The organism is Caballeronia sp. LZ003 (assembly GCF_031451465.1).
In the GTDB taxonomy this organism is placed as follows: Bacteria; Pseudomonadota; Gammaproteobacteria; order Burkholderiales; family Burkholderiaceae; genus Caballeronia.
In genome coordinates, this window is sequence record NZ_JARUXJ010000001.1 from 1,773,211 (window position 1) to 1,786,098 (window position 12,888).

Genomic DNA, 12,888 nt, shown 5'->3' on the forward strand with positions numbered 1-12,888 from the left:
TGTCGATCAACCGCTCTCGCGCCCTGCTGCAAGCCCTACTCGGCAAGCTCCGCCGACGCGTCCGCCGCTTCGCTGAAAAACGCCCGCGCGACTTCCAGTTCACGCGTGCGCTTGAACGGCGGCAGGCTTTGCCAGATGCGTCGGCCGTATGGTTTATCGACGAGCCGCGTGTCACAGATCATGAGCACGCCGCGATCCGTCTCCGCGCGAATCAACCGCCCCGCGCCCTGCTTGAGCGTGATGACGGCCTGCGGCAACTGATGCACGGCGAACGGGCTCAAGCCTTTCTTCGTGAGCGCGTCGAGGCGCGCGGCAAGCACGGGATCGTCGGGCGGCGCGAACGGTAGTTTGTCGATGACCACGAGCGAAAGCGCATCGCCACGCACGTCGACACCTTCCCAGAAGCTCTGGCTGCCGACGAGAATCGCATTGCCATACGCGCGGAAACGGTCGAGCAACTCGGTACGGCTCGCGTCGCCCTGCACGAGCAGCGGATTGTCCCAGCCGCGCCGCTCGATCACGTCGCGCAGACGCTGGGAGATGCGATCGACCGCGCGCAGCGTCGTGCACAGCATGAACACGCCCCCACCCGATGCCTCGATCACCGGCAACGCGGCGTCGAAGACGGCGTCGGTGAACTGCGGCGAGGACGGCTGCGGCAGATTGCGCGGCACGTACAAAAGGCCCTGCGACGGGTAATCGAAGGGACTCGGCAAGGTCATCGAGCGGCGCGCGTTCAAACCCATTTGCGCCGCGTAATGCGTGAAATCGCCACGCACCGAAAGCGTCGCGGAGGTGAAGATCCAGGCACGCGGCACGCCCGCGCGCTGCTTCGCGAAGATCGGCGCGACCGACAGCGGCGTCTCGTGCAGTTGCACCGTGTGCGAGAACACTTCGATCCAGCGCACCATCTCGTTGGGCTCGTCGCGCGCGGCTTCGGCGGCGGTATCCGCGTCTTCGACCACTGCACGTTCGAGCGCGGTCGGCGGCTTGGTCCAGCCCGACAAAAGCCCTTGCAATTCGCGCGCGCGCCGCACCAGCGCCTGCAGCGACTCCGCGCGCTCGCCGTGTGCGCCGAGCGCGGCCGTGAGTGCATCGAGATGGGTTTGTAGCGTGTCGAGCGCCTCGAAAAGCGGATGGCCATCGGCGAGTTGGCCGAGCGAGAGGCGAATCGAATCTTCCCGGAATGCGAGCCGCAGGTCGCGCGCCGCGCGTTCGAGCGCCGCGCCGAGCTTGGTCCAGTCGGCGGCGTCGCGAGCGTGGGACAAACCTTCGGCCACCGCATCGCGGGCGAGTTCGAGCAGTTGCGTGGTCGAAAGCGTCTCGCCGAAAAAGAGCGTCGCCGTCTCGGGCAACTGATGCGCCTCGTCGAAGATGATGGTGTTCGCCATCGGCAAGAGTTCGGCCATGCCGGTGTCGCGCAGCATTACATCGGCGAAGAACAGGTGATGGTTCACCACCACGATGTCCGCCTGTTGCGCTTCGCGGCGCGCCTGCATCACGAAGCAATCCTTGTAATGCGGGCAATCTTGTCCGAGGCAATTGTCGCGCGTGGACGTGACCATCGGCCAGACGGGCGAGTTCTCGGGGACACTCGCAAGTTCGGCCTTGTCGCCCGTGCGCGTGATCTTGGCGAAGCGCACGATCTCCTGCAGTTGCGACGTGTCCTGACGCGTCGGCAGCCGCCCGTTGTCGGCGGTGCGTTCGAGATAGTAGTGGCAGAGGTAGTTGGCGCGGCCCTTCAGCATCGCGACGGTGACCGGCACGGCGAGCGCGTCGCGCACGGTCGGGATATCGCGCTGAAAGAGCTGATCCTGCAAGTGTTTGGTCCCGGTCGAAACGATGACCTTGCCCCCCCACAACATGGCCGGAACGAGATAAGCGTAGGTCTTGCCCGTGCCCGTTCCCGCCTCGACGATCAGCGTGTTCTCGCCGCCGTCGACGGCGCTCGTCGCGGTGGCGATACCCACGTCGTCGGCGGATGCCTCGTCTACCGCATGCGGCTTGTCCGATGGCCCGAGCTTGCGCGCCGGGCGGCGCTGCAATTCGAACATCGCGGGTTCGGGCATGGCGCGGCCGGACGCTTCCATCGCGGCGGCGACGGAGCGCGCCATGTCGATCTGCGACGCGCGCGGCCGATAGCCGTCGATCGCGCGCGCGAGAAGGCCTTCGGCGGAGAAGATGGCGTCGAGTTCCGTGCGGCGCTTGTCCGTGAGTTCGAGCGCAGCGCTTGCGCTGTCGCGGGGTTGTGCGGGTAAGTTCAAGGCGGGGCTAGATCCTGCGGTTGCGGTCACGGCGCATGGCGGCGCTTTGCTGCCTCAAGCGCCTCGACCCGCGTCGATGCGCTTCAATGCGCGTCGCCGTCGAGCTGCAGTTGCAGCAGAAGTATGGTGTCTTTCACCTTGAGCTTGCGCTTTTTCAAGCGCCTGAGCTCGAGGTCGTCGATACCGCCCATCTTGTCGATGAGCGTGGACAAGCCGTGATGCTCTTCCTGCAATTGCGTGATGCGATCGCGGAGCACGGTGGCATCCACGGCGGGTTGTCGGGGTGCGTTCAAGCGCTGCTGCATGCTCGCCTCCTTTCATCCTCATCGCCCGGGCGGTGCCTTGGGCGTCACTTACCTGGTTGCTGCTGTTGCTGCTGTTGCTGCTGTTGCGCCTGCTGGGCTTGCTGTGCCTTTTCCTGCTGCTTGCGCGCGGCTTCTTTCTGACGCGCCTCGACTTCCGCGCGATGCTGCGCGGCATCGCGTTGTTTCTGTTCGTAACGGTCCGCCTTCTGCTCGCGGTCCTGCGCGTCCTGCACGCCGCGGGCGCGCGCTTCCTCGAGTTGTCGCTGATAGTCCGCCTGCTTGCGGTCGTACGCGGCCTGATTGGCCGCGCGCTGCGGCGCCTCGGCCTGACGTTGCGCGGCGGACAGCGCGTTCTGACGCTGCTTTTCCTCGTAGGACTGCTGGCTCGACTTTTCGCTGGCGGCGCGTTGCGGCGCTTCCGCATCGTATTGTGCCTGCTTGAGCGCGGTCTGTTCGTCGCGCTGCTTCGTGCGCTCGGCGCGTTGTTCGTCGTCGAGAGCGAGCTGCTGCTGGCGAATCTGCTTGCGCTCTTCACGCATGGCCGTGCGCGCGTTGTCGAGACAGTGGTTCACGAAGAACTTGCCGTAGCAGTCGTGCTCCTTGACGCCGTATGCGTAGTCGTTCTGCGCGGTGCGTTTGTCGAGCGCCTTTTGCCGGCGCGCATTGTCGGCCTTGAGCGCGTCTTCGGCGCTCGGCTCGGCACTGACCATGGCGGATGAGGCATCGCCGAGCGGCGTGGCGCGCACCGACGTGGTGGGGTCAATGCCCTTGGGCGTCTGCGCAATGGCATTCGGCGCGAGAACGAGCGTGCACAGAAACGCGCACGCGGCGCAGATGGACGCGAGCGGGGAAAGGCGAAGTTTGGGCAAATGAATGGACGGCAACGTGATAAAGACCCGATGCATTAAGCGATGCAACGACAGACGCAATGCAGCCTGCGCGATGCCGAAATTCTATCACCGTGAACCGGAGCCCTTCTCCATTTATGGCAAAATCCCCCGCTCAAGCAACCCGGCCGCAACCGGCAGCACGCCCGCTTTGCGAGGCGCAAGAAGTAGTCAGCGCGCACCAAGCGGGACACAGGGCGTAAAGCGCGCAACGCGTCGCACGAGATGCGCGCCCTGCGTCTTGCCGTTGCACAAGGCCAGCAGAGAGCAGACAGCGCAGACCATGACGCAAACCGTAGCACTCAAGATCGTACAGCGCATTGCCACCGAGCTTACCGTGCAGCCGCGCCAGGTGGCCGCCGCCGTGCAGCTTCTGGATGAAGGCTCGACTGTCCCGTTCATCGCCCGGTATCGCAAGGAAGTGACCGGCAATCTCGACGACACGCAACTGCGCACGCTCGAAGAACGCCTCCTGTATTTGCGCGAACTCGAAGACCGGCGCGCCACGATTCTTTCGAGCATCGACGAGCAAGGCAAGCTCACCGACGAACTGCGTACATCGATCGAAGGCGCGGACAGCAAGCAGGTGCTGGAAGACCTGTATCTGCCGTATAAGCCGAAGCGCCGCACGCGCGCGCAGATTGCTCGCGAAGCCGGCCTGGAACCGCTCGCACAGGCGCTCCTCGCCGACCCGACGCTCGATCCGCAGAGCGAAGCCGCAAAGTTCGTCGATACCGAAAAAGGCGTCGCCGATACCAAGGCCGCGCTCGACGGCGCACGCGATATCCTGTCCGAGCAGTTCGGCGAAACGGCCGCGATTCTCGGCAAGCTGCGCGAGCACCTGTTCAACCAGGGGCTTGTCATGTCGACCGTGGTCGAGGGCAAGCAAGGCGAGGAAGGCGAAAAATTCCGCGACTACTACGACTACAGCGAAACCATCCGCACGGTGCCGTCGCATCGCGCGCTCGCGCTGTTCCGTGGCCGTAACGCGGGCGTCCTGAGCGTGAAACTCGGGCTCGGCGAGGAACTCGACGCACAAACGCCGCATCCGGGCGAAGTGATGATCGCGCAGCACGTGGGCATCGCCAATCGCGGCCGCGCGGGCGACAAATGGCTCGCCGACGTGTGCCGCTGGTGCTGGCGTGTCAAGGTGCAGCCGCATATCGAAAACGAACTGCTCACCAAGTTGCGCGAGGAAGCCGAGCACGAAGCCATTCGCGTGTTCGCGCGCAATCTGAAGGACTTGCTGCTCGCCGCGCCCGCTGGCCCGAAAGCCGTGATTGGCCTCGATCCGGGTCTGCGCACCGGCGTGAAAGTCGCCGTCGTCGATCGCACGGGCAAGGTGCTGGCCACCGACACCATCTATCCGCACGAGCCGCGCCGCGACTGGGACGGTTCGCTCGCGAAGCTCGCGCGCATTGCCAAGGCGACGCAGGCAGAGCTCATTTCCATCGGCAATGGCACGGCATCGCGCGAAACCGACAAGCTCGCGAGCGAGCTCATCGCGAAGCATCCCGAACTCAAGCTGCAGAAGATCGTCGTGTCCGAAGCGGGCGCGTCGGTGTATTCGGCTTCCGAACTCGCGGCGAAGGAATTTCCGGACCTCGATGTTTCACTGCGCGGCGCGGTTTCCATTGCGCGCCGTCTACAGGACCCGCTCGCGGAACTCGTCAAGATCGACCCGAAAGCGATCGGCGTCGGCCAGTACCAGCATGACGTGAATCAGCGCGAACTCGCACGCTCGCTCGATGCGGTCGTCGAAGATTGCGTGAACGCCGTCGGCGTCGATGCCAACACGGCTTCGGTCGCGCTGCTTGCGCGCGTATCCGGTTTGAACGCGACGCTTGCACGCAATATCGTCGATTATCGCGATGCCAACGGGCCGTTTGCGTCGCGCGAGAATTTGAAGAAGGTGCCGCGTCTCGGCGACAAGACGTTCGAGCAGGCCGCGGGTTTTCTGCGTATCAACAACGGTGAGAATCCGCTGGATCGCTCGTCGGTGCACCCGGAAGCGTATCCGGTCGTCGAGCGCATTCTCGCGAAAATCAAGAAGCATGTCGGCGATGTGCTCGGCAAGCGTGAAGCGCTCACGGGCCTCTCGCCCACCGAATTCGTCGACGACCGCTTCGGTCTGCCGACCGTGCGCGACATCCTCGCCGAATTGGAAAAGCCCGGCCGCGATCCGCGTCCGGAGTTCAAGACTGCGGCGTTCCGCGAAGGCATCGAGAAGATCGCCGATCTCGAACCCGGCATGGTGCTCGAAGGCGTGGTGACGAACGTCGCGGCGTTCGGCGCGTTTGTCGATATCGGCGTGCATCAGGACGGACTCGTGCACGTTTCCGCGCTGTCGACGAAGTTCATCAAGGACCCGCATGAAGTCGTGAAGGCAGGCCAGGTCGTCAAGGTGAAGGTGCTCGAAACGGATGTGAAGCGGCAGCGCATCTCGCTGACCATGCGTCTCGACGATGACTTCGCGCCGGCAGCGGCAGGCAGCGGCGCGCCTTCGCAACCGCGTGCAGGCCAGCAGGACCGGCGCGCGGGCGGCGGGCGCGATGCGCGTTCGAATAATCAGCGCCGCGAGCCGGAACCGGGTGGTGCGATGGCCGCTGCTTTCGCCAAGCTCAAACGCTGACAGCCGGCACGCTTCAAACAAAAAACCCACGCTTTGCGGCGTGGGTTTTTTGTTTCCGGGAGCAAGCGCTCGTCAGATTTCGATCTTCGTGCCCAACTCCACGACGCGATTGGCCGGAATGCTGAAGAAGTCCGTCGGCTTCGCGGCGTTCTGATGCATCCACGCGAACACGCGCTCGCGCCACACCGACATGCCCGGCAACTCGGTCGGCACCACGGTTTCACGCGCCATGAAGAACGACGTGTCCATGAGTTCGAACGTCATTGCGTGCGTGCGCGTGATCTGTTCGAGCACGGCTTTCACGTCCGGCGTTTCATTGAAGCCATACGCGGCCTTCACGAGAAAGAGCCCGCCGCCAACGTCCTTCACTTCCATGCGATGCGCGCCGTCCACATACGGGATATCGCGCGTGATGAAGTTCAGGAAAATGGTGCGCTCGTGCAGCACCTTGTTGTGCTTCAGGTTGTGCAGAAGACTCACGGGCACGAGCGAATCGCTGCCTGTCAGGTAGATCGCCGTACCCGACACGCGATGCGGCGGATGCGCGAGCAGCCCTTGCAGGAACGGCATGAGCGGAATACCGTCGGCGGCCGTGCGATCCTTCACGATCATGCGGCCTTTGTACCAGGTCATCAGCAGGAAGAAGAGTATTCCGCCGATGCACAGCGGCAGCCAGCCGCCCTGTCCGATCTTCAACAGACTCGCGCCGAAGAAGCCGATGTCGATCGTGAGCAGCACCGCGATCAGCGCGCCGACGAGCCAGCGGTTCCAGCCCCAGAGATTGACCATCACCACCGAGAGCAGGATGGTCGTGACGAGCATGGTCGCGGTCACGGCCAGTCCATAAGCCGCCGCCAGATTCTCCGAACTCTTGAAGCCCACCACGATGCACAGAATGATGAAGAGCAGCATCCAGTTGACGAGCGGAATATAGATCTGCCCGATCGCCAGTTCCGACGTATGCAGGATCTTCATGCGCGGCACGTAACCGAGCTGAATAGCCTGACTCGTCAGCGAATACGCGCCCGAAATCACTGCCTGCGATGCAATCACCGTGGCGACGGTGGAAAGGATCACGAGCGGGAGCAAGGCCCAGTCTGGCGCCAGCAAGAAGAACGGACTTTCGATGGCCGACGGCGTATGCATGAGCAACGCGCCCTGCCCGAAGTAATTCAGCAGAAGCGACGGCATGACGAGCGCGTACCAGCCGCAGCGAATGGGCTTCGCGCCGAAGTGGCCCATATCGGCATAGAGCGCTTCCGCGCCGGTCAGCACCAGCACGACGGAGCCGAGCACGATATACGCCTGCAACACGTGCGAGGCCATGAAGGAGATTGCATAGTACGGGTTGAGTGCGACCAGCACGCCCGGTGCGAGCACGATGTGATAAGCGCCCAGCACGGCGAGCGTGATGAACCACACCAGCATGATCGGGCCGAACAGCTTGCCGACCACTGCCGTGCCATGGCGCTGAATCCAGAACAGCAGGACCAGGATGACCATGGTGATCGGCAGCACGTAAGGCGACAGCTTCGGTGCGGCGAGTTCCAGCCCTTCCACCGCCGAGATGACCGACATGGCGGGCGTGATGACCGCATCGCCATAGAACATGCAGGCGCCGAAGATGCCTAGCATCAGCAGCACGCCCGACATGCGGCCCGGCTCCTTCACGCTGCGCAGCGCGAGCGTCATCATGGCGAACACGCCGCCTTCGCCGTTGTTGTCGGCGCGCATGACGAAGAGCACGTACTTGACCGCGACCACCATGACGATGGCCCAGAAGAGCAAGGAGATGACGCCGAGAATGGACGCCTCGGAAAGCGCGATGCCGTGCGACGGGCTGAAGGCTTCCTTCAGGGAATAGAGCGGACTCGTACCGATGTCGCCAAAGACGACGCCAATGGCGGCGAGCGCAAGAGACGGCAAAGGCTGTTTATGCTCTTGCGCGTGAGTCATGTTAGTCATAAAAGCGAGATGTCCGTCCAGGGCGGAAAGAAACGAACGCCATTCTATCTAACGTCGCGTGCAAAAACGCTGCCTCTCGTATTGCCCGATTGCCCGGCAACACGCGTGTGTGAGTTTAGCATCGCGTTTCGTGCGCGTCGGCTGAACGATTCAGGGCGCTTGGCTGCATCTGTGAAATTAGGTGACCCAAAGCAAAAACGCCGTTGCGCCCGGGATGAAGCGGGACGAACGGCGTCTTGCCCGTTATCGGGCAGCAAGAACGAGGCGACGAGTGGCGCTCACTCGCGGCTGTTCTGCAGGCCCCGCTTGATCCAGGCGCCGAGATTGTGCGGCCGTACCGTGTCCCACTCCTCGAACGGTTGATGAATCCACGGATTGGTTTCGAGAAACTGCACGTGATAGTCGGGCGTAACCTTCGAGCACGCCTTGTACCAGAGCACGGCCGAGCGCACCGCCGTAATGGCCGGATAGCGCTCCTTCAGATGCTCCTGCACGCGCGCGAGCGTAACGCCTGAGTCGACCAGATCGTCCACCAGCAAGACGTTGCCGGACAACTCGCCGCGCGTCATGGTGATGTACTGCGCGATGTCGAGATCGCCCTGCTCCGTGCCCGCGGCTTCGCGATACGAACTCGTTGCGAGAATGGCGAGCGGCAAGTCGTAAATGCGCGAAAGTTGGTCGCCGACGCGCAGCCCGCCGCGCGCCAGACACAGGATCTTGTCGAACTTCCAGCCTGAGTCGTGTACTTTGAGCGCGAGGACTTCGATCAACCGGTGATATTCATCCCAGTTGACCCAAAGATTTTTGTCGTCGTTGCGCGGGTCCGTCATCGCGATCATGGTAAGACTCTTTCAAATACGTACTACAGGTTATATATGAAATGTGGCCGCAAGGTAGCGGCCACATTCTTTACAGCGTCCGGCTCAGGTTGAAACGCTCGCGCTCAGACCTTGAACGGATGACGCAACAGGATGGTTTCATCGCGGTCCGGTCCGGTCGACACCATGTCGATGGGCACGCCGGCAACTTCCTGCACGCGCACGAGATAAGCACGCGCGTTCTCGGGCAGACTGTCCCATTGCGTAATGCCGATGGTGCTTTCCTTCCAGCCGCCGAAGGTCTCGTAGACCGGTTCGCAACGCGCCACTTCCGAGGCGCCGCGCGGCAGGATATCGACCTCTTTGCCGTCGAGTTTATAGCCTACGCACAGTTTCACTTCCTCGAGACCGTCGAGCACGTCGAGCTTGGTGATGCACAGCCCCGAAATACCGTTGATCTGAATGGAGCGGCGCAGCGCGGCGGCGTCGAGCCAGCCCGTGCGACGCGGACGACCCGTGACCGAACCGAATTCCTTGCCGACGGTCGCCAGGTTCAAGCCCACCTGGTCCTGACGTTGCGCGTTGTCGGCATCGTACAGTTCGCTCGGAAACGGGCCCGAACCGACGCGCGTGCAATACGCCTTGGTGATGCCGAGAATGTAGTTGAGCCGTTGCGGACCGATACCCGCGCCCGAAGTCGCCGCACCCGCGACGCAGTTGCTCGACGTGACGAACGGGTAAGTGCCGTGATCGACATCGAGCAGCGTGCCTTGCGCACCTTCGAACAACAGATTGCGGCCAGCGTGGTTTTCGTCGTACAGACGGCGCGAGACGTCCGTAACCATGGGTTCGAGACGCGGCGCGTAACCGAGCATGGTGTCGAGCGTTTGCTGGTAGTCCACTTCGGCCGCACCCAGATACTTGCTCAGCACGAAGTTGTGGAAGTCCAGCACTTCGCGCAGACGTTCGGAAAACACCGGCACGTCGAAGAGGTCCTGCACGCGCAGCCCGCGACGGCCGACCTTGTCTTCGTATGCCGGACCGATACCGCGCCCCGTGGTGCCGATCTTGCCCGCGCCGCGACGCGCTTCGCGCGCCTGATCGATCGCGACGTGATATGGAAGAATGAGCGTGGCGGCTTCGGAAATGAACAGGCGTTTCTGAACGTCGATGCCCGCGGCTTCGAGCTCGTCGATTTCCTTGAACAAAGCTTCCGGAGACAACACGACGCCATTGCCGATATAGCAGGCCGTGCCCGCGCGCATGATGCCCGAAGGGATGAGGCGCAGAATGGTTTTCTTGCCGCCGATGATGAGCGTGTGGCCGGCGTTATGACCGCCCTGGAAGCGCACGACGCCCTGGGCGTGGTCCGTCAGCCAGTCGACGATCTTGCCCTTGCCCTCATCACCCCACTGGGTGCCCACCACGACGACGTTGCGCCCCGGGTTCACATTCACTGCACTGGCAGACATGTTGATTCGTTAGCTGGTTAAAAACGTATTTTACCTATGTTCGCCACAGGTTCCGAATTTTTCGGGATACGTCGGGGTTAGGAAATCGGCATCCATTCGTATGACGCGCGTCTCACTTCATGCGCCGCGCTCAGGCGCCGCGTTCAGGCGCGCGCTTCGACGATCCATTGGCCGTCGCGCTCGATAAGTACGCGGTCGAAGGCGAATTCGTCGAGATCGTGCTCGTGGCCCGGCAGCGCCTGAATGACCACTTCGCCGGCATCGCGCAATGCGGCGACGGCGGCGCGTAGCGTGTCTTCGTGCTTCCACGGTGCAAGGATCGCGCTGCCGCGGGCATCGACGGGAGAAATGCGCGCGACTTCACGCAGGTCCAGCGAAAAGCCCGTTGCCGGACGCGCACGTCCGTAGGCGAGCCCGACATCGTCGTAGCGGCCGCCATGCGCAACCGCGTTGGGCACGCCGTCGACATAGGCGGAGAACATCACGCCGCTGTGATACGCGTAGCCGCGCAAATCGGCGAGATCGATCATGAGTTCGGCGCCGTCGACCTGGCTTGCGAGAAACGCGAGATCGTCGAGCGCACGCGCGATGACCGGCAGATTCGGCAGACGGCCGCGCGCGGTTTCGAGCACCGAGGCGTCGCCGTAGAGCGTAGGCAGCGCGCGCAACGCTTCGCGCGGCACCTGGCCGAGATGCGCCGTGAGTTCGTTGATACGCGGCACATCCTTGCTCGCGAGCGCCTCATAGAGCGCTTCGCCAAGCGATGCAGCCGCCGGTTCCAGTTCCAGCAACGCGGCGAGCACGCCCGCATGGCACAGATCAAGACGCACTTTCGTGAGACCCGCGAGATGCAGCGAATCGAGCATCAGTTGCTGGATTTCGAGGTCCGCTTCGAGCCCCGCGTGACCGTAGATTTCCGCGCCGATCTGAATCTGCTCGCGCGTCGCGTGCAGGCCGCGCGGACGCGTGTGCAGCACGTTGCCCGCATAGCACAGACGCGTCACGCCATGCCGGTTCAAGAGATGCGCGTCGATGCGCGAGACCTGCGGCGTGATGTCCGCGCGCAAGCCGAGCGTGCGCCCGGACATCTGATCGACGAGTTTGAAGGTGCGCAGGTTCAAATCGCTGCCGCCGCTCGTCAGAAGCGATTCGAGATATTCGAGCATCGGCGGCATCACGAGCTCGTAACCGTACGAACGGAAACGATCGAGCAGACGGCGTCGCAACTCTTCGATCTTGCGGGCTTCCGACGGCAAGACGTCGGCGATATTCTCGGGAAGTAACCAGGTGGACATCGATACGTTTCCTACGGGGCGCGCGGCGCGTGACGCGGCGCGCTTTGACGAACGGATTTAAACAAGATAGGCCAATTGGCGCATCACGGTGTGCTCACGTTGCGATGAGCAGCAGGATGAGCCCGAGCACCATCGCGATCAGTCCGCCGATGCGGATGTGATGCGTCGGGCGCTCCGCGATGCGGCGAAAGGTATCGCGCCACGCGGTCGGAAAAACGAAGGGAAACATTCCTTCGATGATCAGCATCAACGCAAGTGCGAGCAGTAACGTCTCGGCCATGTTCCAAGGGAGAAAGGCGAAAGCGCGAACGGATCGCGCTTTCGCGGGGCACGATCAGCGCTTGGCCGTGGCAGCCGCGGAAGAAACATCCGCGCTGCCGCCGTTCGGGCCGCGCATGAAGCGGAAGAAATCGCTGCTCGGGTCGACCACCATCACGTCGCCCGGTTTGAAGGTCTTCTTATACGCTTCGAGGCTCTGATAGAACTGGTAGAACTGCGGATCGCGTCCGTAGGCGTCCGCCGCTATGGCTGCCGCCTTGCTGTCTCCTTCGCCCTTGATGGACTGTGCCTGACTGTATGCATCGGCGAGAATCGCCTGTTGTTCGCGCTGGGCGTCCGCCTTGATCTTGTCGGCGTCCGCCGTGCCCTTCGCGCGCTCGATGGCGGCGGCCTGCTGACGCGCCGCGATCATGCGTTTGTAGACGGAGTCGGCTACCACGGACGGAAAGTCGATACGCGTCATCTGCAGATCCACGAGCTGCACGCCGAAGGCCGCCGCCGCGTCTTCCACCGACTTCTGCGCTTCGCTTGCGAGCGTTTGCTGGCTGCCGAGCGCGTTCGTGAGCGAACGCTTCGCGAACGCACTGGCGAGCGACGTGCGCGCGAGCCCGACGATGCGCTCCTGCGCGGTCTGCGTGTTCTTCTCGTTGCTCTCGAACAGTTTGAGCGGATTGGCCACGCGATACTTGATGACGGTATTCACCAGCACGTCGTTCTTGTCCGACGTGGCGAAGCGGTCCGCGCCCGCTTCGTCGATGGTGAGCGTGCGGGTATCGACGAGCGTGAGCGTCTGGAACGGCGCGGGCAGCTTGAAATGCAGGCCCGGGCCGTCGAGTTTCGGTTCGCCGTCACCGTGGGAAGCCACGACGGCAGCATGCCGTTCGTCGACCGTGAAGATCATCGATGAACCGATGAACAGCACGATCACGACAGCGACCACAAGCGCAATGATTCGATTCATGTTCTCGCGC

Annotated in this window: 10 protein-coding genes; 1 reads left to right on the forward strand and 9 read right to left on the reverse strand. The window is 63.1% G+C overall.

Annotation, left to right across the window (positions count from 1 at the left end; all coding sequences use genetic code 11):
* Positions 1–35: 35 nt before the first annotated feature.
* The 3 genes from QCE79_RS07845 to QCE79_RS07855 all read right to left on the reverse strand — a co-directional run bounded on the left by QCE79_RS07845 (position 36) and on the right by QCE79_RS07855 (position 3,474).
* Positions 36–2,264 carry an ATP-dependent DNA helicase gene (locus tag QCE79_RS07845; protein WP_309843209.1) on the reverse strand — a complete coding sequence of 743 codons (2,229 nt, stop codon included), beginning with the start codon at positions 2,262–2,264 and terminating at the stop codon, positions 36–38.
* Between the two features lie 83 nt (positions 2,265–2,347).
* Positions 2,348–2,569 carry a DUF465 domain-containing protein gene (locus QCE79_RS07850; protein WP_244825322.1) on the reverse strand — a complete coding sequence of 74 codons (222 nt, stop codon included), beginning with the start codon at positions 2,567–2,569 and terminating at the stop codon, positions 2,348–2,350.
* A 44-nt stretch (positions 2,570–2,613) separates the two neighbouring features.
* A complete protein-coding gene (locus QCE79_RS07855) occupies positions 2,614–3,474 on the reverse strand; it encodes a colicin transporter (RefSeq protein ID WP_244825323.1) in 861 nt (286 codons plus the stop codon).
* Between the two features lie 265 nt (positions 3,475–3,739).
* On the opposite strand from QCE79_RS07855, the gene QCE79_RS07860 reads away from it, so the two are divergent.
* Positions 3,740–6,088 carry a Tex family protein gene (locus QCE79_RS07860; RefSeq protein WP_309843213.1) on the forward strand — a complete coding sequence of 783 codons (2,349 nt, stop codon included), beginning with the start codon at positions 3,740–3,742 and terminating at the stop codon, positions 6,086–6,088.
* A gap of 72 nt (positions 6,089–6,160) precedes the next feature.
* On the opposite strand, the gene QCE79_RS07865 is transcribed toward QCE79_RS07860, so the two are convergent.
* From QCE79_RS07865 to hflC, 6 genes are all read right to left on the reverse strand, one after another.
* Positions 6,161–8,053 (reverse strand): potassium transporter Kup, encoded by a 1,893-nt coding sequence (locus tag QCE79_RS07865; RefSeq protein ID WP_244825325.1) that lies wholly within the window; start codon positions 8,051–8,053, stop codon positions 6,161–6,163.
* 278 nt (positions 8,054–8,331) lie between these two features.
* A complete protein-coding gene (locus QCE79_RS07870; protein ID WP_244825326.1) occupies positions 8,332–8,892 on the reverse strand; it encodes a phosphoribosyltransferase in 561 nt (186 codons plus the stop codon).
* 104 nt (positions 8,893–8,996) lie between these two features.
* A complete protein-coding gene (locus QCE79_RS07875) occupies positions 8,997–10,343 on the reverse strand; it encodes an adenylosuccinate synthase (protein WP_250492305.1) in 1,347 nt (448 codons plus the stop codon).
* A 143-nt stretch (positions 10,344–10,486) separates the two neighbouring features.
* Positions 10,487–11,638 carry an ATP phosphoribosyltransferase regulatory subunit gene (locus QCE79_RS07880; RefSeq protein ID WP_250464955.1) on the reverse strand — a complete coding sequence of 384 codons (1,152 nt, stop codon included), beginning with the start codon at positions 11,636–11,638 and terminating at the stop codon, positions 10,487–10,489.
* Positions 11,639–11,732: 94 nt separating this feature from the next.
* Positions 11,733–11,918 carry a DUF2065 domain-containing protein gene (locus tag QCE79_RS07885; protein ID WP_244825329.1) on the reverse strand — a complete coding sequence of 62 codons (186 nt, stop codon included), beginning with the start codon at positions 11,916–11,918 and terminating at the stop codon, positions 11,733–11,735.
* Between the two features lie 54 nt (positions 11,919–11,972).
* Positions 11,973–12,878, reverse strand: coding sequence for a protease modulator HflC (hflC, locus tag QCE79_RS07890; protein ID WP_309843218.1), 906 nt, complete (start codon positions 12,876–12,878; stop codon positions 11,973–11,975).
* Positions 12,879–12,888 lie beyond the last annotated feature (10 nt).

Excerpts from the sequence above, each read along its gene's own strand:
- QCE79_RS07865 (WP_244825325.1), bottom strand. The coding sequence starts at position 8,053 with ATGACTAACATGACTCACGCGCAAGAGCATAAACAGCCTTTGCCGTCT.
- QCE79_RS07860 (WP_309843213.1), top strand. The coding sequence starts at position 3,740 with ATGACGCAAACCGTAGCACTCAAGATCGTACAGCGCATTGCCACCGAG.
- QCE79_RS07855 (WP_244825323.1), bottom strand. The coding sequence starts at position 3,474 with ATGCATCGGGTCTTTATCACGTTGCCGTCCATTCATTTGCCCAAACTT.
- QCE79_RS07885 (WP_244825329.1), bottom strand. The coding sequence starts at position 11,918 with ATGGCCGAGACGTTACTGCTCGCACTTGCGTTGATGCTGATCATCGAA.
- QCE79_RS07875 (WP_250492305.1), bottom strand. The coding sequence starts at position 10,343 with ATGTCTGCCAGTGCAGTGAATGTGAACCCGGGGCGCAACGTCGTCGTG.
- hflC (WP_309843218.1), bottom strand. The coding sequence starts at position 12,878 with ATGAATCGAATCATTGCGCTTGTGGTCGCTGTCGTGATCGTGCTGTTC.
- QCE79_RS07880 (WP_250464955.1), bottom strand. The coding sequence starts at position 11,638 with ATGTCCACCTGGTTACTTCCCGAGAATATCGCCGACGTCTTGCCGTCG.
- QCE79_RS07870 (WP_244825326.1), bottom strand. The coding sequence starts at position 8,892 with ATGATCGCGATGACGGACCCGCGCAACGACGACAAAAATCTTTGGGTC.
- QCE79_RS07850 (WP_244825322.1), bottom strand. The coding sequence starts at position 2,569 with ATGCAGCAGCGCTTGAACGCACCCCGACAACCCGCCGTGGATGCCACC.